The 18691-nt window shown below is 36.9% G+C and carries 20 protein-coding genes and 1 pseudogene; 10 read left to right on the top strand and 11 right to left on the bottom strand.

The window, feature by feature from the left end:
* Window positions 1-181: 181 nt before the first annotated feature.
* A complete protein-coding gene (locus ACZ5QH_RS02210) occupies window positions 182-430 on the top strand; it encodes a DUF2061 domain-containing protein (protein ID WP_171066891.1) in 249 nt (82 codons plus the stop codon).
* 29 nt (window positions 431-459) lie between these two features.
* Here ACZ5QH_RS02210 and ACZ5QH_RS02205 read toward each other — a convergent pair whose 3' ends face one another.
* Window positions 460-945 carry a hypothetical protein gene (locus ACZ5QH_RS02205; protein WP_239046529.1) on the bottom strand — a complete coding sequence of 162 codons (486 nt, stop codon included), beginning with the start codon at window positions 943-945 and terminating at the stop codon, window positions 460-462.
* Window positions 946-1519: 574 nt separating this feature from the next.
* Here ACZ5QH_RS02205 and ACZ5QH_RS02200 point away from each other — a divergent pair.
* Entirely contained in the window at window positions 1520-2377 is an 858-nt protein-coding gene (locus ACZ5QH_RS02200; RefSeq protein ID WP_004718104.1) for a LysR family transcriptional regulator, read from the top strand.
* A 118-nt stretch (window positions 2378-2495) separates the two neighbouring features.
* On the opposite strand, the gene ACZ5QH_RS02195 is transcribed toward ACZ5QH_RS02200, so the two are convergent.
* A complete protein-coding gene (locus tag ACZ5QH_RS02195; protein ID WP_004718105.1) occupies window positions 2496-2738 on the bottom strand; it encodes a DUF2789 domain-containing protein in 243 nt (80 codons plus the stop codon).
* Between the two features lie 178 nt (window positions 2739-2916).
* Window positions 2917-3567, bottom strand: coding sequence for an HAD family hydrolase (locus ACZ5QH_RS02190; RefSeq protein WP_004718108.1), 651 nt, complete (start codon window positions 3565-3567; stop codon window positions 2917-2919).
* A gap of 184 nt (window positions 3568-3751) precedes the next feature.
* On the opposite strand from ACZ5QH_RS02190, the gene ACZ5QH_RS02185 reads away from it, so the two are divergent.
* A complete protein-coding gene (locus ACZ5QH_RS02185) occupies window positions 3752-4255 on the top strand; it encodes an RNA pyrophosphohydrolase (RefSeq protein ID WP_004718109.1) in 504 nt (167 codons plus the stop codon).
* 77 nt (window positions 4256-4332) lie between these two features.
* Window positions 4333-6627, top strand: a complete 2295-nt coding sequence (gene ptsP / locus ACZ5QH_RS02180; protein WP_004718112.1) for a phosphoenolpyruvate--protein phosphotransferase — start codon at window positions 4333-4335, stop codon at window positions 6625-6627.
* Window positions 6628-6658: 31 nt separating this feature from the next.
* Here the strand turns inward: ptsP and ACZ5QH_RS02175 are convergent, their stop codons facing one another.
* Window positions 6659-6847 carry a DUF7230 family protein gene (locus tag ACZ5QH_RS02175; RefSeq protein ID WP_004718115.1) on the bottom strand — a complete coding sequence of 63 codons (189 nt, stop codon included), beginning with the start codon at window positions 6845-6847 and terminating at the stop codon, window positions 6659-6661.
* Between the two features lie 327 nt (window positions 6848-7174).
* Between ACZ5QH_RS02175 and ACZ5QH_RS02170 the strand changes: the two genes are divergently transcribed.
* Entirely contained in the window at window positions 7175-8200 is a 1026-nt protein-coding gene (locus ACZ5QH_RS02170; RefSeq protein ID WP_303577464.1) for an OmpA family protein, read from the top strand.
* Between the two features lie 430 nt (window positions 8201-8630).
* Window positions 8631-8825: a hypothetical protein gene (locus tag ACZ5QH_RS02165; RefSeq protein WP_303577463.1), complete on the top strand. Its 195-nt coding sequence runs from the start codon at window positions 8631-8633 to the stop codon at window positions 8823-8825.
* Window positions 8826-9038: 213 nt separating this feature from the next.
* Here the strand turns inward: ACZ5QH_RS02165 and ACZ5QH_RS02160 are convergent, their stop codons facing one another.
* Entirely contained in the window at window positions 9039-10730 is a 1692-nt protein-coding gene (locus ACZ5QH_RS02160) for an acyl-CoA dehydrogenase family protein (protein WP_303577462.1), read from the bottom strand.
* An 80-nt stretch (window positions 10731-10810) separates the two neighbouring features.
* Between ACZ5QH_RS02160 and ACZ5QH_RS02155 the strand changes: the two genes are divergently transcribed.
* Window positions 10811-11425 (top strand): TetR/AcrR family transcriptional regulator, encoded by a 615-nt coding sequence (locus tag ACZ5QH_RS02155; protein ID WP_004718124.1) that lies wholly within the window; start codon window positions 10811-10813, stop codon window positions 11423-11425.
* 608 nt (window positions 11426-12033) lie between these two features.
* Here ACZ5QH_RS02155 and ACZ5QH_RS02150 read toward each other — a convergent pair.
* The 4 genes and pseudogenes from ACZ5QH_RS02150 to ACZ5QH_RS02135 all read right to left on the bottom strand — a co-directional run bounded on the left by ACZ5QH_RS02150 (window position 12034) and on the right by ACZ5QH_RS02135 (window position 14293).
* Entirely contained in the window at window positions 12034-12615 is a 582-nt protein-coding gene (locus ACZ5QH_RS02150; RefSeq protein ID WP_004718129.1) for a hypothetical protein, read from the bottom strand.
* 28 nt (window positions 12616-12643) lie between these two features.
* On the bottom strand, window positions 12644-13441 hold the full coding sequence (locus tag ACZ5QH_RS02145; RefSeq protein WP_419761937.1) for a lysozyme: 798 nt from the start codon (window positions 13439-13441) through the stop codon (window positions 12644-12646).
* Between the two features lie 105 nt (window positions 13442-13546).
* A pseudogene (locus tag ACZ5QH_RS02140) lies at window positions 13547-13843 on the bottom strand (PAAR domain-containing protein); the annotation flags it as partial.
* A gap of 18 nt (window positions 13844-13861) precedes the next feature.
* Window positions 13862-14293 (bottom strand): PAAR domain-containing protein, encoded by a 432-nt coding sequence (locus ACZ5QH_RS02135; RefSeq protein ID WP_303577461.1) that lies wholly within the window; start codon window positions 14291-14293, stop codon window positions 13862-13864.
* A 681-nt stretch (window positions 14294-14974) separates the two neighbouring features.
* Between ACZ5QH_RS02135 and ACZ5QH_RS02130 the strand changes: the two genes are divergently transcribed.
* The 3 genes from ACZ5QH_RS02130 (at window position 14975) to ACZ5QH_RS02120 (ending at window position 17429) form a co-directional block, all read left to right on the top strand.
* The gene (locus tag ACZ5QH_RS02130; RefSeq protein ID WP_303577460.1) at window positions 14975-16495 is read left to right on the top strand and encodes a catalase; all 1521 of its coding nucleotides are present in this window, start codon (window positions 14975-14977) and stop codon (window positions 16493-16495) included.
* A 102-nt stretch (window positions 16496-16597) separates the two neighbouring features.
* On the top strand, window positions 16598-17044 hold the full coding sequence (locus tag ACZ5QH_RS02125; protein WP_303577459.1) for a thiol-disulfide oxidoreductase DCC family protein: 447 nt from the start codon (window positions 16598-16600) through the stop codon (window positions 17042-17044).
* The gene (locus ACZ5QH_RS02120) at window positions 17031-17429 is read left to right on the top strand and encodes a DoxX-like family protein (protein WP_303577458.1); all 399 of its coding nucleotides are present in this window, start codon (window positions 17031-17033) and stop codon (window positions 17427-17429) included. Before ACZ5QH_RS02125 ends, ACZ5QH_RS02120 begins: the two co-directional genes overlap by 14 nt.
* A gap of 2 nt (window positions 17430-17431) precedes the next feature.
* On the opposite strand, the gene ACZ5QH_RS02115 is transcribed toward ACZ5QH_RS02120, so the two are convergent.
* Window positions 17432-18082: a hypothetical protein gene (locus ACZ5QH_RS02115; protein WP_303577457.1), complete on the bottom strand. Its 651-nt coding sequence runs from the start codon at window positions 18080-18082 to the stop codon at window positions 17432-17434.
* Between the two features lie 64 nt (window positions 18083-18146).
* The gene (locus tag ACZ5QH_RS02110; protein WP_004818754.1) at window positions 18147-18671 is read right to left on the bottom strand and encodes a hypothetical protein; all 525 of its coding nucleotides are present in this window, start codon (window positions 18669-18671) and stop codon (window positions 18147-18149) included.
* Window positions 18672-18691: the final 20 nt, after the last annotated feature.

The raw sequence follows: 18691 nt of genomic DNA, 5'->3' as shown, positions 1-18691 counted from the left end.
CTAAACCATAAATTAAGCAAATCCATGATTTAAAAAGAACTCAATAATTCCTATATCAACAATCACGATGCAATGTATAAAGAATAAAATATCGCTTTATCCAATCAACATTAATCAAAAAAACCTTTTTACATTACAATTGATAATGATTATTATTTAACTATTGAATTAATAAGTGGTGATTCTCATGGCGAGTATCCAAAATTTCCTACAAAGCAATCAACGTGTTTTCAAAAAAACCTTAAGCTATTACATCATGCATATCACAGTAGCAATGCTGGTTGCTTATGCGGTGACTGGTAATTTTTGGATGGCTGTGACATTAAGTTTACTTGAACCGACTGTACAAGCATTTGCATTCTTTTTCCATGAAAAGGCTTGGAATAAACGAGACCAAAAGGCAGCACAAAGCACTGAAATTAAAATCTAAATCAGATGTATTTTCTGTGGCTGGAGGTGTTAATCACCACCGCCTCCTCCACAGCTGCTACAACTACTACAAGAGGAAGATGAATCAGAACTTGTACTATGTGAATGGCTCGAATCACTGGATGAACTTGATCCTGAACATGAGCTAGAAGAACATGACGATGTTGCAGAAGCCTGTGGAAAATCTGAAGTTGAACTTGTCATTTGGCTATACATTGTCATCATAAATGGTAAGCTAAAAATTAAACCCCGCTCCCATCGAACATGGGCATCAACCTGAAAAATTCGAGGTAAGACCTGTGTGTTTTGTGGATTCAATCCATGTAAAGCACAAGCCCCATGCCAAGTATTGAACAATTGCTGTCTTTGAGCAGCTCGCTGTGATTCTGTTACTTGTAAATCATGCGGTTTATGAATCAGTTCATAACCTAAAAAACGTTGGCTCATGGACTGATAAAAGTCATCAAATTCTTCAATCAATATATGCCATAACGCATCCACTGAGTGTGAAGGCATTGCATAAGCTCCCCTACGCCACAAATGAATTGCTAAATAGTCTTTAAAACCCTCTTCAATCAATGGATAAGAAGATTGTCGAATGTTTGGATGTCTTTGTTTAAAAGCAAGCCAAATACGATTTGGAAATTTAAAATTCTCCAACTCTTGCATTTTTCTTAGGCGATTTAACCGAAGCTTCAACCAAATTATGCTGAGAATAGCGATGATAATGATGGGGAAATAGATATTGAAAAAATATACAAAGATTAAGCCTAGAGCAGAAAATATCAGTATCGTGGTAAAAAATCGAAGCCAAGTTTTAGAGAAGGTATTTCTAGTATGTTGTTGAAAATAGTGAGTGGTGGTGTTTGTTGGTTGATTCAAATAGCTTTCCTTTTGTTGTTTTTATGCGCTGAATATAAATGAGCTTTGCTTAAATTGTACAGTAAAAAGTTGTATTAAAATTTTTCCAAAGCACGAATAGAACCAATCACTTTGCTAAAAATAAAAAAATTTGAAAATTACTTTGATTAATTCTTAAATTTTCTAAATAATGAATTACGCATAAAAATTCTTTATGGATGGAAATATTATGAATCTCGCTGCTTTTGAAGCCTTTGTCAAAGTTATGGAAACTGGTTCGATTTCTATGGCAGCAGAACATCTGTTTATTACTCAGCCAGCTGTCACCAAACGCATACATAGCTTAGAAGAATATTTCGGCGTCAAACTTTTTGAGTCTGCAGGTCGTGGTGTTCAAGCCACACATGCAGCGCATTCATTATTACCTAAAGTAAAAAACTGGTTAAATGAATTGGGAGATATTCACCATACCCTGAGTCATGAGCAAGGTGAAGTTCGAGGAAAACTCAAGATTGGCACCAGTCACCATATTGGCCTACACCATTTACCACAGCATTTAAAAAAATATGTACAGCACTTTCCTGAAGTCAAACTAGATGTACATTTTGTGGACTCTGAACAAGCGCATGAACAAGTGCTTGCTGGGGATTTAGAACTGGCATTTTTAACCCTTCCGCCACAAGGTGATGAGCGTTTGCGTTATATCACGATCTGGAATGATCCTTTGGTATTCGTGGTTGCACCTTTTCATCCTTTGGCACAAAAAAAGAACCTTAAGCTTGAAGATCTGATCGAATACCCAAGCTTATTGCCAGCAGCACAGACTTATACCAGTCAAATCACCTTGGCAGAATTTGAAAAGAAAGGTTTAAAGCCAAAAATTACCATGAGCAATAATCCGCTTGAATCTATTCGGATGTTGGTTTCCATTGGTTTAGGCTGGTCTGTTCTACCTAAAACCTTGTTAAATCAAGACTTACAACAACTTGATATTCGTTTTGAAATGAACCGCCAATTGGGTATGGTTTGGCATCCTGGACGTACCCAGTCTAGAGCTGTGCAGGAATTGATTGAGATGATGAAATAATCCCTACAATCAAAATCCCTTATCTTGTTACTCAAGATAAGGGATTTACATATTACACAGGGATAGTCGTACTTATCTTTCCCTTCATTCCCTTATAAAGTCTTCATTGCACAATTTTTTACTTTACTGAGTCTTCATGTAGAGACTCATTTAACTGATCAACCACTAATGCCCATTCACCATCAGATTTAATTTTTTCAGCAAGAAACTGACGTTGTCCCTCACTCCAATAAGATGCGTCTGTAATTAGAGTATCTGCATCCAACTGGTGATTTTCAATAAAACTTTGAATTGCTTCTTCGCTAGAATCCAAGCCGAGTTGTTCAAATAAATTGGTCATTCTTGGACGTGTCTGGCTCATTATATAATCTCCGTCAGTTTTAAAAGTGCTCAAATCAACATAGCATTTTTACACTATAAATGAAGTACAAAATCTTCATTTATAAAAATATTTACAAAACTTCTCATTCTTGACAAAACAATCAAGCCATAAAAAAGCAGTGATCAACACTGCTTTAAATCACAATAATCAGCCCAGCTCAAATCGACCAATCTTGGATATCCCAACCCTGTTCTTTTGCCAGATGCTCAAGACGATCATCAGGATTTACTGCAATCGCATGGTCAGCATATTCCAATAAAAAACGGTCATTAATCGAATCTGAATAAGCCCATGATTCAGTGACAGTACGACCATCGAGCCATTGATCCAAACGTGCCAATTTACCTTTTTGGTAACATGGAATATTGATCACTTTCCCCGTGTATTTCCCATCTTTTATTTCAGCATTGGTCGCAATAATTTCGCTGATACCAAATTCACGGAAAATAGGTGCTGTAATAAAATCTGAAGTTGCCGTAATACCAACCAACGCATGGCCTAAATCTTTATGTTTTTGAATCGCGGCAAAACCAGCTGGACGCATTTGTGGACGAATCACTTTTTGCATAAACAACTGATGTAATTCAGTTAAATAATCATTATCGTGTTGAGTAAGAAACTCAAAGACAAATTCATTATAAGCAATTGGGTCGAGCTTACCTGCTTTATAGTCTTCATAAAACTGATCATTCATCGCACGATGTCGGACTGGATCGACCAAGCCTTCATTGACTAAGAACTCTCCCCAAGAATGGTCAGAATCTGTATTTAATAAGGTGTGATCTAAGTCAAACAGCGCCAATTCCATGAAAATACTCGTTTAAACTGAAATTTAAGAAAAAAATTGTAAATCTATCACCGCTAGTCGATAGAAATTCGTTAAGATCATAGCAATTTTAAAACATTATTACTTTGACTTTATCGAGTTGGACAAAAGAGTGTATGTCCCCATATATAAAGTCAAATGAAATTAACAAATTTTAGGTAGCCAAATGATCGACTCAGAAGGTTTCCGACCCAACGTCGGGATCATTTTGGCAAACGATATTGGACAAGTTTTATGGGCAAAACGCATTGGACACAATGCTTGGCAATTTCCTCAAGGAGGCATCCAGTTTGGAGAGACTCCTGAGCAAGCTCTATTTAGAGAACTACGAGAAGAAGTTGGGCTCCTACCCGAACATGTCCAAATTATTGCCCAGACAGATGACTGGTTGCATTATCGTTTGCCGCTTCGATACATTCGCTCGGATTCCGATCCGATTTGTATTGGACAAAAGCAAAAATGGTTTTTACTGAAACTCACAGCTTCAACGAAACATATTCAGTTGAATCTCTCTGACCCGCCGGAGTTTGATCAATGGCAATGGGTTAGTTACTGGTACCCGCTTGGACAAGTGGTGAATTTTAAACGAGATGTTTATCGTAAAGCGATGATGGAGTTATGTATGCGAATGCCGCAATATACAGCTGAAATTTCTTCAAAATATGAATGATTTTTCAAGGTAGTACTGTTATAAATAATACTGATGAAGTCGCTTTAAAACATAGCTTAAATTAGGAGCATACATCCATGTCGAACATGCAACTGGACACATTAAGACGTATTGTACAAGAGATCAATGCGTCAGTCAGTTTGCATGATTCTTTGGAAATCATGGTTAATCAAGTTTCCGAAGCCATGCATGTTGATGTTTGCTCTATTTACCTTTTAGATGAACGTAACCAACGTTATGTACTCATGGCAACCAAAGGCTTAAACCAAGAATCTGTAGGGACAGTTTCCTTACAACTTGGCGAGGGTTTGGTTGGTTTAGTGGGGCAACGTGAAGAGATTGTCAACTTAGACAATGCGTTTAAACATGAACGGTTTGCCTACTTCCCCGAGACAGGGGAAGAGATCTATAACTCGTTCCTTGGTGTTCCAGTCATGTATCGCCGCAAAGTGATGGGCGTGATGGTGGTTCAGAACACCGAACCTCAAGATTTTAGCGAGGCAGCAGAATCATTTCTGGTGACCTTGTGTGCACAACTCTCTGGGGTAATTGCTCATGCACATGCAGTGGGTAATATTGATGTTTTCCGTAAACCCAGCAATTCATCTAACTACAAGACCTTCCAAGGTTCATCTGGTGCAGGCGGTATTGCACTTGGGCGTGCCATCATCCTTTACCCTCCAGCAGATTTAGCTTCAGTCCCAGACCGTGATGCGGATGATATCAGTGAAGAACTTAAGCTTTTAGACCAAGCTATTGCGTCTGTACGCAATGAAATTCAATCGCTTGATGACAAAATGCAAGATTCACTCATGGCGGAGGAACGTGCTTTATTTAGCGTGTTCTTACGTATGTTGGATGAAAATGCCCTACCTGCTGAAATTAAAGAAATTATTCGAGATGGAAGCTGGGCGCAAGGTGCAGTTAAAAATGTGATTGAACGCCATGTTGCGCTTTTTGCACAAATGGAAGATGACTATTTACGTGAACGTGTATCTGATTTAAAAGACCTTGGACGCCGAATCCTAGCAGCATTACAAGAAGGTGATACCAGCCATAAAGAGATCACCTCTGAAAGTATTTTAATTGGAGATGAGATCAGCACTGCTGCTTTGGTTGAGCTTCCTGTAGATAAAATCGCCGCGATTGTAACCTCTGAAGGGGCTGCCAACTCACACATGGTGATTGTCGCCCGTGCTCTCGGTATTCCAACTGTGGTGGGTGTTACTGAGCTGCCGGTAAATACGCTTGATGATGTTGAAATGATTGTCGATGCTTATCAAGGCCGGGTTTTTGTCAATCCACCACGTCGTTTACGTACACGTTATAAAGAGATCCAAAAAGAAGAAGAACAAATTGCCAAAGATTTAAAGCAATACGAAACCAAAGATGCCATTACACCTGATGGTGTTGCTGTAAAGCTGTATGTAAATACTGGTCTGATGATTGATGTGGTACGTGGGGTTCAACGTGGTGCAAAAGGCGTAGGGCTTTATCGTTCTGAAATTCCATTTATGCTGCGTGAACGCTTCCCGGGCGAAGAAGAACAGCGTGCGATTTATCGTCAACAGCTTAGTCACTTTGCCAACAAACCTGTGGTGATGCGTACACTTGATATTGGTGCGGATAAAGACCTGCCATATTTCCAAATTGAAGAAGAAAACTCAGCTTTAGGATGGCGTGGCATTCGTTTTACCCTCGATCACCCTGAAATCTTTTCCTCACAAATCCGAGCAATGTTAAAAGCCAGTATCGGCTTAAACAATCTGCATATTTTATTGCCAATGGTCACCAGTGTCAGTGAAGTAGAAGAAGCACTTTACTTACTGGAACGTGACTGGATTGCGGTTCAAGAAGAAGAGCAAGTTAACTTCGCCAAACCGAAAATCGGGATTATGGTTGAAGTACCGAGTGTGCTTTTACAAATTGGTGAATTTGCTGAATTGGTCGATTTCTTCTCAGTCGGTTCAAATGACTTGATTCAATATTTATTGGCAGTTGATCGTAATAATCCACGTGTATCCAGTGTTTATTCACACTTCCACCCTTCTGTACTTCGCGCTTTAACGCGTTTGGTTCAAGAATGTCATAAGTATGAAAAACCGATCAGTATTTGTGGAGAAATGGCAGGCGACCCACTCTCAGCCATTTTACTTATGGCAATGGGGTTCAATACCTTGTCAATGAGTTCAAGTAATATTCTGCGTGTGCGTAAAGCGATTTGTCATGTATCAATGACAGATGCACAAAAGCTATTAGAAGAAGTGATTGCGATGAATAACCCACTCATGGTCAAGAGCTGGATGGAGTATTACTTTAAACATCATGGTTTGGCTGATATGGTGAAATCGAATCGTCTAGTCAATATTTAATTATTTATTTTTATTAGATTTTTATAATTATTTAAGCAAAAATTGCAGTCCACAAAAAAGGCCGATAATCATCAGAATATCGACCTTTTTTGTGTTTATCATAACCACGTTTTGCATTCTTTTTACGATCTACAAACACTTGGCTTTTGTTGACTTCATGCATGTGTTTAGCCACAAAGTTGTGAATCACAACCTCTGGCATTGCTTTTTTCTTTGCCATTTTCTTTACCTATTTTGCTGTATACCACTTGATCAGTGGGAATCTGATATTACGCTTTTTTGTGTAGAATACAAGTATTTGTATTAATCAAGTTTGTGACTATTTCCTATTGCACTCTTTTTACCTATTACATCAAGGTAAATTTGCTGATTTATCTCAAATTGATTTTAATCATCAGAAGATCATCTTTAATTTAATTAAAATTTTACAAATCAGCTTGAAAACTTCATGTAATTCATGAGTATTGTTATCTATAGTATTTAAAGAAATTTGAATATAAATATACTCAAAAAAATATAGGGTAATGAGTTAGAACTGGAGGATCATGTGTTCAATCAAAAGAAATTATCGAGTTTTCTACTATTGTTGGTTATTCCTACACTTGGTTTAATCGCATGTAGTAAACCTGAGAAAACGGAAGTCATAACAACTGAATCAAGTGCGAGTTCTGTACCATCTGAAATTGTGAAAACTGAATCTACAGAGAACACTTTTGATCTCTCCAAGATTCCAATTTCAAATATTACACTCGGTCAGTTTCCATATATTTCTTTGCCAAATGGCTATCAGTTTCACGAAGCAACAAGCGTAAATTTTGAGAAAATACCATTTTGGACAGGTCAACATATCGAAAATGTTGAAGGTCAATTATATAGTGCAGCCATTCAACAAAATGAAAATTATAAAGAAGGAAGTTTTTTAGAATTGCAACGTAATTTGGAAAATGTAATCCAGCAATTGGGTGGCAAACAAATTACCCAGAGTAAAATTCCTCAACAAGAATTAGAAAAGATCCCACAAAAATTCCAAGTCGATTATGTTGCAGGATTGGGAGATGTTTTTAATAACCCGACACAAACCTTTGTGATACGTCAAGCGAATAAAAATATTTGGTTCCAATTGACACAGACAGGGAATGGACATGCTGGCCTATTCGTCGCAGAAACTAAACCTGTTGAAATTACAGCTAAAGCATTAAGTTCAGACCAACTCAAAACAGCTTTGGATAAGGACAATAAAGTCAATATTGAGGTTAACTTTGCCACGGATCAAGCGAATATTTTGCCTGACTCTCAACCCCAAATTGAACAAGTTATTCAACTGCTAAAAAACAACCCTGAACTCAAATTGAGTATTAATGGTCATACAGATAATTCAGGTGATACCAAACATAATCAAACGCTTTCAGAACAACGTGCAAATGCTGTTGTTAAGGCTTTAACCAATAATACTGGAATTCAACAAAGCCGTTTAACAGCCAAAGGCTTGGGAGATACACACCCTATTGCGGATAATTCAACTGAAGACGGTAAAGCTTTAAATCGTAGAGTTGAGCTGATTAAATCTAATTAATTCTGTGAAATGCTGAGTTCAATGAACAAAGAAAACCCATTATAAATAAATGGGTTTTCTTTTAAAAATAGCTCACTCACTACATACACGATGTACTCAATAAAACTCTATCTAGCAATCGTTTTACATCCACAGCTTGCACATCTTACATTCCAGCCACTCGTCCATAAAACACACTATAAGGTGTTTTAATAAAAGCATCCGCTTGTAATCTACTGTTGATTCTTCCGCTCACAAACAAATTTTTATTAAAAGATAAAAACTGCGATAACAACAACTTATTTACTGAAATAAAAACTTAATTACAACAAATTTCAATAAAAAACAAAAATATTAAATATTTTCAACAATATAAATTTGCCGAATTCAAAAAATGCATATATATTGTATATACATTTTTTGAATTATCACCTTTGGGGATAAATACGTTATGGCTGAATTACCCAAAAAGACAAAGGTGAATAAAAAAGATGGGCAACTCTTAATTCGCATTAACAGTGTTGAGCGTGACCAGTTTTTACAACTCTGTGAAACGATGGATACCAGTGCAGCACGTGAGTTAAGAAAATTTATCCGTAGTTTTATCAAAAAACATCAGCCAACGGATACTCAAACTAAGGAGTAACATGATGTCTAAGCAAGTTAAATCTTTAAAACAGAAAATCAAAGCACGTTTGGAAAAAATCTCCAAACACGAAGGTAAATTGAAAAAGCTCAAAAAAAAGCTTAAAAAACAAAAGTAATTTCGATTACACATCCTAAGCTTGAACTTTGATAAAAGTGGCTTAAAAAAAGCGGCATTATTTACATAATGCCGCTTTTTGCATTTTCGAAGGGGTTAAGCTAAAGCTCTATCTAACAAACGTTTTACATCCACAGCTTGTGCATCTAACATTCCGACCACGCGTCCATAAAACGCACTATAACGTGTTGCAATAAAAGCATCCGCAACAAAATCTGGTGCATGTTGTTTCAGTAAGATAGCCTGTGCCAAGATGACCAAACGACTGACTAAGCTGCGTGCCATAAATTGCAATTCATCTGCTTGGCTGCGTGCCATAAATTGCAATTCATCTGCTTGTAAGCCACTAAATAATTTAAATAAAGCTTGTAATTCATCTTGTAAAATTGAATCTTGAGATGCAACTTGTGCAAATGATTTAAATAAGACTTCAATTGATTCACGGTCACGTTGGATTGCACGTAATACATCCAAACACATCACATTACCAGAACCTTCCCAAATAGTATTTACAGGGGCTTCTTTAAAAATACGCGCCATGATTCCTGTATCGACATAACCATTGCCACCGAAGACTTCCATCATCTCACCCGTCAACTCCACAGTACGCTTACACACCCAGAACTTTGCTGCTGGTGTCATGATTCGTCTCCATGCCAGAGATAATTCATCATCACTCTCATAGCAATGCGCAAGATGAAAACTCAATTGCATGGCTGCTTCTGTTTCCAAGGCTAAATCCGCCAATACTGCTTGCATCAACGGTTGTTCCGCCAAATGTTTACCAAAGGCCTTACGCTGACGGGTATAGGCAATACATTGCACCAAAGCCTGACGTAACATCGCACTTGAACCGACTGAACAGGTCAAACGTGTATAGTTTGCCATTTCAATAATCGTGGGAATCCCGCGCCCAGCTTCACCGATCATAATGCCCCAAGCATTTTTAAATTCAACTTCTGAGCTTGAATTACTGCGATTACCTACTTTATCTTTGAGTCGTTGTACTTGAACCGGATTTTTTGTCCCATCTTCTAGCCAACGTGGTACAAAAAAGCAGGCCAATCCATCTTGTTCAGTTTTTGCCACGACTAAATGTGCATCACACATCGGTGCGGAAAAGAACCATTTATGTCCTGTCAGTAAATATGCTTGCCCACGTCCTGACTCAGCTACAGGAACAGCCCGTGTTTCATTGGCGCGCACATCTGACCCGCCCTGCTTTTCCGTCATCCCCATACCTAACCAAATTGATTTTTTCTGAGAAATCGGAATGTCACGTTCATCGTATTCCGTCGATAAGAGCTTTTCACCGACTTTTGCCCACAATTCTGGTTCATTTTGAATTAAGGGAATACTACCTAACGTCATAGAATTAGGGCATAGATTGCCACACTCAACTTGTCCACTCAGGAAAAATCGAGCCGCCCAATCGACCCATTTTGAACTTGATTGTGGATGATTAAATGGATGTGCGTGTGTGTCAAATTGTCGATTTAGCCGCATCCATTTATGCCATGCAGGATGAAATTCTAGAAAATCTTTACGGCGACCACGAGCATCAAAACTATGTAATTCAGGAGTATGTCGATTGGCCAAATCGGCATATTCATAATATTCAGTAGAACCCGCAATCTGTGAGAATTCAGTTAGGCGTTGCTGATCCTGACTGCCATAACGTTGCAAAATTTCTTGTAAGACTTGATCTGTAGTCAATAAATTATAATTTTGCAGTTCGTCAAACTGATTGCTAATTTCATGTGTTTGCCAATTCTCTGCTGTGTTCATCCTGAATTCCTGTCTTGTTGTTTTTACCAATTGCATTCAGTATAGAAGAAAATACCTTCAAGGATGTTCGGATTATTTTTATGGCTTTACCTGCAATCAATGTGCGTCGTAAACCCCGCCAATCAAGGGCACGTATCACGCAGGAAGCGTTGATGGAAAGTTTTGTTCGGCTTTTACATGACCATCCTGCCAATAAAATTACCATTCGTGAAATTACCGATCTTGCTGGTGTGGGTTTAGGGACGTTCTATGAGTATTTTTCTAAAAAGGAAGATTTGATTGCTTTAACCATTCACCAACATGTAAAAAGCAATGCAGAAGTCTTAAAAAGTTATGCACAAAGCGTGTATGACTTATCCACAAAATCAGATTTTCAAAGCTATTTACAGCAAATCATTCATTTTCAACTTGAGCAAATTCAAGCACAACAATTTTTATGGGCCCAGTCTTTCTTGTTAGAACGACAGGTTTCCAGTATTGAAACATATCAAAAAAGTTATGCCATGATGGTAGAGATGTGGCAAAACATGCTGAAACCTTTTATTCAAGATGATGAACAACTCAAACAGATGAGTCTAAATGTACAACGAATTTGCTATGGTTTTGTCTCGCAGACATTGTTGATCGAGCCTGAGTTTAAGGATTGGAACGTTTTGGAGGCGGATATGGTTCAGCTGCTCATCGAGTTACTTTAATTTTACCAAACACCTAGCATGTTGGTTTTCAAATAATATCTTGCCTATGAAAGAACGTTTTCTTTAAAAACGTAATAAAATAGCTAAGCATCGTCTAAACTTATTAAAAAATGAAAGAACCAGAAAAAATTAGCAAAAAACCATCAAAACTTAGTCGTTTATCTTACTATTGCTCAATACTTAATATTTTCATTATTGCGGCAAGCATTTTTTATTCTATTTATATAGCAAGTCAGTCTTGTAAATTTACTCATATTTGTGAAAGACCACTATATGAACTTTTGTTTGTAAGTGCTGCTTTTCTCTGTACCTGTATTAGTTTAATCGGGCTTTCTCTCGCATACCTTAGTTCAAATACTGAGGAAAATGCAGATCTACATTACCGTAATTTAGGGATGGCATGGAATCGTAATATTTTATTTTTATCAATGCTTTATATTGCATTTATTGCGATAATGTTACTTACATAGACCTTATCGGTTGGGCTATTTTTCAGTGGAAATTATTTAAATAAACCAGTTGAATAAACTGTTATTTTGCATATATAACTCCAACTTAAGCAAAATTAAGGCACGGATTTTGGAATATAAGATAATTGAGTGAAGATCTTATTTGGCTTTTAACTTTAGAATTTCTTTTTTTAACTTAAAACTATCACCATTATTCACAGGTAAGGATTTTGTTAATGTTACTTGATATAAATCACGGGAAACTTTGATTATCTCTATAGATTGCACAGAAAAATCAGTTGGACATATCGCGCGTGAACCACTGGAGGCACATAAATTTAAAGGATTTTTATCAAATACTCTTTTGCCATTGATAGAAATAGACATAAGAGGATAATCTAGTAAGCCTAACATTCCCTGAGTATTGGCATTATAGAAGCCACTTTCAACAACTAATTTTATAGCCCCACATTGGTGTATAGATTTTTTGCTTCCTAATCGTGTAATGTTTCCCTCGAAATCTTCTTTACTAATCAATAATGAATCCACATCAATATTATATTCTTTAAAATCTTTTAAAAATGATCCTTGTTGTTCAGCAGAAAAATAGAAATTTGATTTTTTATCATTGCAATAATAATGGATTCTTCCATCACTAATGTATTGTAATTCTTCTGCATAGACATGAAGTGCCGTAAGATAGCATGCTATACATAGAAAAATTAATTTAATTTTACGCATATAAATTTCCGCAAAAAGTAGGTCTGAATTATTTCTTTTTTGGTGCATCATTGAGCATGATGTAGCCATTCTGTGCATTTACAAACATTCTAGCGTCCATATTTCTACGATTTTGAACTCCTCGAGACCACATCCTGTTTGATGTATTGAAATGGTTTCTTAAATATTTAGGTACTTCACTATATTTTCCACTATTTAGTAAATCAACTAAAGCAACCTTATTTGTGCCAGCAGGCTGTTTATTACCATTTTCATCGTATAAAGTTGATGCTGTACCAGACAATGCACCTTTTCCTCCATTAAAACAGAGGTCAATAATTGCATCCATTTCATATTGATGCAGAGGAACATTGACTATCTGGTTGAGAGTGTTGCCACCATTTAGACCAACATCTTCATCTTTCAGTTTAAGCATCTGTTTCATTGATAGTGGTTGTGGGTATTCACCACCAGCTTTAAATCGACCACTTTTTATTTCTGAGTCTTTAATTTTATGCCCAATTCCAATTGTATTATTCCCACCTTCAGGAGAGGGATATTCTCTTGGTATAGCCCCTTCAGCTTTAATCATAGCTTGTCGTAATGTGTCTGATATCTTCCAAGGCTTTTTTAATCTATTTGTTTTTCCTTCAGTTATTGCATTCGATGTTAAGTTGCTCTTAGCCGTTGCAATTAATACGTTACCGTGATCATTTGCATTGTTTAAATTATTGCCAATATAGACCTTAATAACTTTTTCACCATTAGTTTGTATGGGATCTGTGCATCCCTTATCATCAGTCGTCCCTATTTTAGATATACCATCAACTTCATATGTGTAAGGCATTTTAGTTAGAGGTTTATTTTGACCATCTTTAAGAAGAAAGATCATGTTATAACTACCAACTACTAAGTTATTAGTTAAATTTTGTTGAGAGTTAGTATGCTGAAAATTAGAAGCAAAGGAACGTAAACTAGAACCCTGACTATCCCCCACAACATGATCCTGCTTTGGTAAAATTTTTGCCCCACAAGTGAGTTGATCACCAACATAAGCAACCGCTTTACCGTCAAAAATAATATGATCGTGACTTTTAATAATTTTCGACCAACACTTACATTTAGGACAAAAATGCCCATCACCTGCAACTAAAAACAAACTCCCCATTTGAGAAGCGCTCATTTGAGTTGCTCTAATAATTCCACCATGATCAGTCATAGAGTGATCTATCGCAAAACCTTTAGCCATGATTTTCCCCTTTAAAAATTAATCATGATTCAAAAAGTCTTCAGGAATTGCTCGATCCGCATATAAACGGAATACAAAACTTGATTGTAGACTTTCGATAATTTCATCACCATTTTCCAAACGGCTTCCAACAAGCGCTACCTCAAAACCTTCGACTTTCCCTTCCTCACCAGCACCTGAAATGATTTTAGAGCTTGAACCATCTTGATAAATGGCTTCATCCCCTACTGCGGCAATAAGGTGGCCTTCTGCTTTCACTCGTTGATTAATGCTTGCTTTAACTAACCCACCATTTTTAGTTTTGGAGCCATGTGTTGCTGCTAAAAAATTCTTATGAGGTTGTTTATTTATAAATTCTTGTTCAGCCAATATACGCTGTTGAATTTCCTCAGTAGACAATTTCAATATTTCATCTTGAGAAAGTTGAGATAAAAAAAGCTTATGATTCATGGTTATACTCCATACTTATCTTGTTGTTTGTTTTATAAAAAAGAAAATAGTTGAACCATATTTCGAATGATAAAATTGAGAATATTTGGCACATAAATTCTTGTTTTAGTAAAAAGCCTCTAACCTTGCAACTTAGAGAGGGAGGCATTTAATTTTTAGATACATATGTTTATATTAGTAAAAATAGTTAAATAAAATTTAACATACACTGTAGAAAATAAACACAATACAGTTTATACGAAATTTAATAAAAAACTAGATCTATCTACTCAAAACTTTCTATATAGGCTTTCAGTGTCGTAAAAATGCGCTCAAGCGGTTTTATATAAAATCACTTAACTTCACACCACGCAAAGTTCTGATCCCTATTAATCGCCAAAACAAATCAATAATAATATTTTTATCAATTTCACAAATATAAAAAATCACTCTAAAGTAAAGTTATCGCTTTAAAACATTGCTTGCTCTTCCTTAAACAACAGTATTTTAAAGCAGATAGAGACCGGTAAGTTGTTTCTAAAAATAAATGACAAATCATTTATTTTTAGATCAATTAGATTTAACAATTGTTCACTATATTGGTTTTTCAATTACGGTTAATGTCATGTAATAGCGAATATTCTTTATCTATTCCATCTATTCAAAAATGAATACATGATTAATTAAAAATGGAGAAATAGAATGAGCCAAGACTCAAAAAAATGTCCTGTAACCCACCTGACAACGGCTTTTGGTGCACCTGTTGTAGACAACCAAAATAGTTTAACGGCAGGCGCACGTGGTCCTCTACTGGCACAAGATTTATGGTTAAACGAGAAACTGGCCAACTTTGTACGCGAGGTGATTCCTGAGCGCAGAATGCATGCAAAAGGTTCAGGTGCTTTTGGTACATTTACCGTAACTCACGATATTACCCAGTACACACGCGCTAAAATCTTCTCACAGATTGGCAAACAAACAGAAATGTTTGCACGCTTCACCACTGTAGCTGGTGAACGTGGTGCAGCAGATGCAGAACGCGATATTCGAGGCTTTGCACTTAAGTTCTATACCGAAGAAGGTAACTGGGATCTCGTTGGAAACAACACTCCCGTCTTTTTCATGCGTGATCCACGTAAATTCCCAGATTTAAATAAAGCCGTAAAACGCGACCCTAAAACCAATCTACGTAGTGCAACCAACAACTGGGATTTTTGGACGTTATTACCTGAAGCTTTGCATCAGGTGACAATTGTGATGTCTGATCGTGGTATTCCAAAAAGCTTCCGCCATATGCATGGTTTTGGTAGTCATACGTACAGCTTTATCAATGCAAACAATGAACGTTTTTGGGTCAAATTTCATTTCCGCACCCAACAAGGCATTGAAAATTTAACCGATGCTGAAGCGGAAGCGGTTGTTGCTAAAGACCGTGAAAGTAACCAACGTGATTTATTTGATTCGATTGAAAATGGTAACTTCCCAAAATGGAAGCTTCAAATTCAAGTGATGCCTGAAACAGATGCAGAGAAAGTCCCTTATCATCCATTTGACCTGACCAAAGTTTGGCCTCATGCAGATTATCCACTGATTGATGTGGGTGAGTTTGAGCTGAATAAAAATCCTGAAAACTTCTTCCTTGATGTAGAGCAATCGGCTTTCGCACCAAGTAACTTAGTTCCAGGTATCAGTGTTTCACCTGACCGTATGTTACAAGCGCGATTATTTAACTATGCCGATGCTCAACGCTACCGTTTGGGTGTGAATTATCAACAAATTCCTGTCAATGCTGCACGTTGCCCTGTCCATTCTAATCACCGTGATGGTCAAGGCCGTGTCGATGCAAATTATGGCGGTTTACCTCACTACGAACCGAATAGTTTTAGCCAATGGCAGGAACAAGCTCAGTTTAAAGAACCACCATTAAAAATCAGTGGTGATGCAGATTATTGGGATTTCCGCCAAGATGATTCGGATTATTTCAGCCAACCACGTGCTTTATTCAATTTAATGAATGATACACAAAAACAAGCACTGTTTGATAATACGGCGGGTGCGATGGGTGACGCACTTGATTTTATTAAGTATCGTCATATCCGTAACTGTTATGCATGTGACCCAGCCTATGGTGAAGGCGTGGCAAAAGCCTTGGGCTTAACTGTTACAGATGCACAAGCTGCACGCGATAGCGATCCTGGTAAAGGTCATCCTGGTTTTCAATAAGCCTAGCTCAATAAAAGTCATTCAATAGAAACCGCCTTCGGGCGGTTTTTTATTTTGTGTAAATACACTATATTGAAGAAACTCCCAATCGCGAGTAAAGCCATGCAACAGAAGATTGAAGCGATAATTCAACAACATGACATCATTTTATTTGATGAAATCTGTGTGTTATGTAATGGCTGGGCAAAGTTTTTAATCAAATATGATACACAGGCACAATTTAAATTAACTTCGGTGCAATCACCATTAGGGCAAGACATCTTAAGGTATTACCAAATGCCCACAGAGCAATTTGATAGCATGTTGGTGATTAAAAATGGGCAAGCCTATAGTGAATCCACTGCATTTTTAAAAGTGATTGAAAGCTTAGGACAACCCTTTTCATATTTAAAAATGGGTTATGGGATACCCAAATTTATCCGAGATTTTCTATACCACCGAGTCGCTTTAAATCGCTATCGTTTATTTGGTACAACTAAACAGTGTTTACTGCCTTCATCTGAAAATAAAAAACATTTCTTGGAACATAGCATTGATGCAAAATTTTAAAGCACTTCAGAATGCCCTATTGACCATTCATATTTCACTGGCTGTCTTATGGTTCTATCAGGGGCTCATCCCTAAAATCATATATAAAGTCATCGAAGAGCAACAGTTTTGGCAATTTACAGGGATTCAATTGTTGCCCATTCCTAGACTTATTGAACTCTCAGGATTTGGAGAAATCATATTTGGTGGATTATTTCTTATTTTTAGACAGTCAAAGCTTCTGCATTATTTCAATATCATCGCGATGCTGTTGTTTTTACTGGTTGTAGCGATCGTTTATCCACACTATTTTGCGCAGGGTTTTAATCCTTTCATCATGAATACTGCAATGGCTGCACTGTCTATTGTCGCAATTCAACTTCTCAATGCTCAAAAAGCCGAATAAACTTACATTCGCACATTTGTACCAAACTGCTCTTTCCATCCTTTGGTTTCAGTGGCAATTTGCTTGGCAAGTTTGCTTTTCACTTCTTGAATTAAGCGCGCCCGTTCCTGTCCATGCACAAATCGACCTTTATAATCACTTTGCATGGTTTGAATATATTCATTCAGTGCACGTTGTTGTTGCTTGGTTTTTGGAGCGGTATGTAAAAATTGAAGGTATTCCTCATCTGGGTTTGTGCTAAGCGGATCACCCAAAATATCTTCAATATATAGTACAGCACTGACTAATTTCACTTTACCCTTTGCATCCACAGTATAGGTTTGTTTACGCACACCATAAGGATAGGTCCAGAGCCCCTGCCGATCACCTGAAGCCCAATAGCTATAAAAAATAATCTTGTTATCTTTGACCTCATAATCACCCAATTCAATCTGGAGAATACTGCAGTCACCCGTGGTTGAATAAATTGTATGCGTGAGCAGCTTTTGGTTATTTCGATATAATTCAATATCTTTACGCAAAAAGTCGGCTTCATCTTCATTCATCACTGTTTTCAACTCAAAATTATTTTGATTAATTTGTATATTTTGAGTCTCAGCAAAAGCTGTACTGGATAATGCCAGTAACATCAATAAAGTTTGGATTATTTTCATTATTCATCTCCCTTGATTTTTCAATCAGGAATCAACACTATTTTTTAGTTTGGGTAAATACACCCTAATCCTGACACAGCTTTTGCAAAACTGGAAGTATTTCACCGGCCTGACTAAAAGGTTGTGTTTGACGATAATGCTCGACCTTTTTAACCAGTTTATAGTTTTTATCGTCCTGACTTTTAAACTGCTCAAGTCGTGTAAATGTCCGATCCTTACACAATACTTGATAATAATTAATCGTGTATTGTCTTTTTGGGTTCACACTTTTAACCCAAGCTTGAATAAGTTGATTACCATCAGATATTGTGGTGATACTTTCAAAAAATTGAGTATTTGAATTTTGATGAATTAATTTCCATTCATCACCCGTTTCCAAATCATATTTTTCATTGAGAGGTTTAATACTCTCTGTATCATCTGCTGCTGGACTATCTTCAGCTGTTGCCATAGTCATCTGATCTCCATCAGCACAAGATGCATCTGAAACACAATCCTCCTTAGCCGCTTGAGTTAGGTCTATAGATTTTGCAGCGACTGAAGTCATCACCAAACAAAATAACAAAGTACTGGATAAGATTTTTATCATTTTTAGTGTTCTCAATTTTT

Source organism: Acinetobacter sp. Ac8, assembly GCF_055392545.1.
Note: the sequence above shows the minus strand (reverse complement) of the source record. Positions and strands in the feature narration are given on the sequence as shown.

Excerpts from the sequence above, each read along its gene's own strand:
- ACZ5QH_RS02155 (WP_004718124.1), top strand. The coding sequence starts at position 10,811 with ATGGCTTTACCTGCAATCAATGTGCGTCGTAAACCCCGCCAATCAAGG.
- ACZ5QH_RS02115 (WP_303577457.1), bottom strand. The coding sequence starts at position 18,082 with ATGAAAATAATCCAAACTTTATTGATGTTACTGGCATTATCCAGTACA.
- ACZ5QH_RS02160 (WP_303577462.1), bottom strand. The coding sequence starts at position 10,730 with ATGAACACAGCAGAGAATTGGCAAACACATGAAATTAGCAATCAGTTT.
- ACZ5QH_RS02205 (WP_239046529.1), bottom strand. The coding sequence starts at position 945 with ATGCCTTCACACTCAGTGGATGCGTTATGGCATATATTGATTGAAGAA.
- ACZ5QH_RS02125 (WP_303577459.1), top strand. The coding sequence starts at position 16,598 with ATGCAACAGAAGATTGAAGCGATAATTCAACAACATGACATCATTTTA.
- ptsP (WP_004718112.1), top strand. The coding sequence starts at position 4,333 with ATGTCGAACATGCAACTGGACACATTAAGACGTATTGTACAAGAGATC.
- ACZ5QH_RS02145 (WP_419761937.1), bottom strand. The coding sequence starts at position 13,441 with ATGCCTTACACATATGAAGTTGATGGTATATCTAAAATAGGGACGACT.
- ACZ5QH_RS02175 (WP_004718115.1), bottom strand. The coding sequence starts at position 6,847 with ATGGCAAAGAAAAAAGCAATGCCAGAGGTTGTGATTCACAACTTTGTG.
- ACZ5QH_RS02150 (WP_004718129.1), bottom strand. The coding sequence starts at position 12,615 with ATGCGTAAAATTAAATTAATTTTTCTATGTATAGCATGCTATCTTACG.
- ACZ5QH_RS02200 (WP_004718104.1), top strand. The coding sequence starts at position 1,520 with ATGAATCTCGCTGCTTTTGAAGCCTTTGTCAAAGTTATGGAAACTGGT.
- ACZ5QH_RS02185 (WP_004718109.1), top strand. The coding sequence starts at position 3,752 with ATGATCGACTCAGAAGGTTTCCGACCCAACGTCGGGATCATTTTGGCA.
- ACZ5QH_RS02120 (WP_303577458.1), top strand. The coding sequence starts at position 17,031 with ATGCAAAATTTTAAAGCACTTCAGAATGCCCTATTGACCATTCATATT.
- ACZ5QH_RS02165 (WP_303577463.1), top strand. The coding sequence starts at position 8,631 with ATGGCTGAATTACCCAAAAAGACAAAGGTGAATAAAAAAGATGGGCAA.
- ACZ5QH_RS02135 (WP_303577461.1), bottom strand. The coding sequence starts at position 14,293 with ATGAATCATAAGCTTTTTTTATCTCAACTTTCTCAAGATGAAATATTG.
- ACZ5QH_RS02190 (WP_004718108.1), bottom strand. The coding sequence starts at position 3,567 with ATGGAATTGGCGCTGTTTGACTTAGATCACACCTTATTAAATACAGAT.
- ACZ5QH_RS02110 (WP_004818754.1), bottom strand. The coding sequence starts at position 18,671 with ATGATAAAAATCTTATCCAGTACTTTGTTATTTTGTTTGGTGATGACT.
- ACZ5QH_RS02195 (WP_004718105.1), bottom strand. The coding sequence starts at position 2,738 with ATGAGCCAGACACGTCCAAGAATGACCAATTTATTTGAACAACTCGGC.
- ACZ5QH_RS02130 (WP_303577460.1), top strand. The coding sequence starts at position 14,975 with ATGAGCCAAGACTCAAAAAAATGTCCTGTAACCCACCTGACAACGGCT.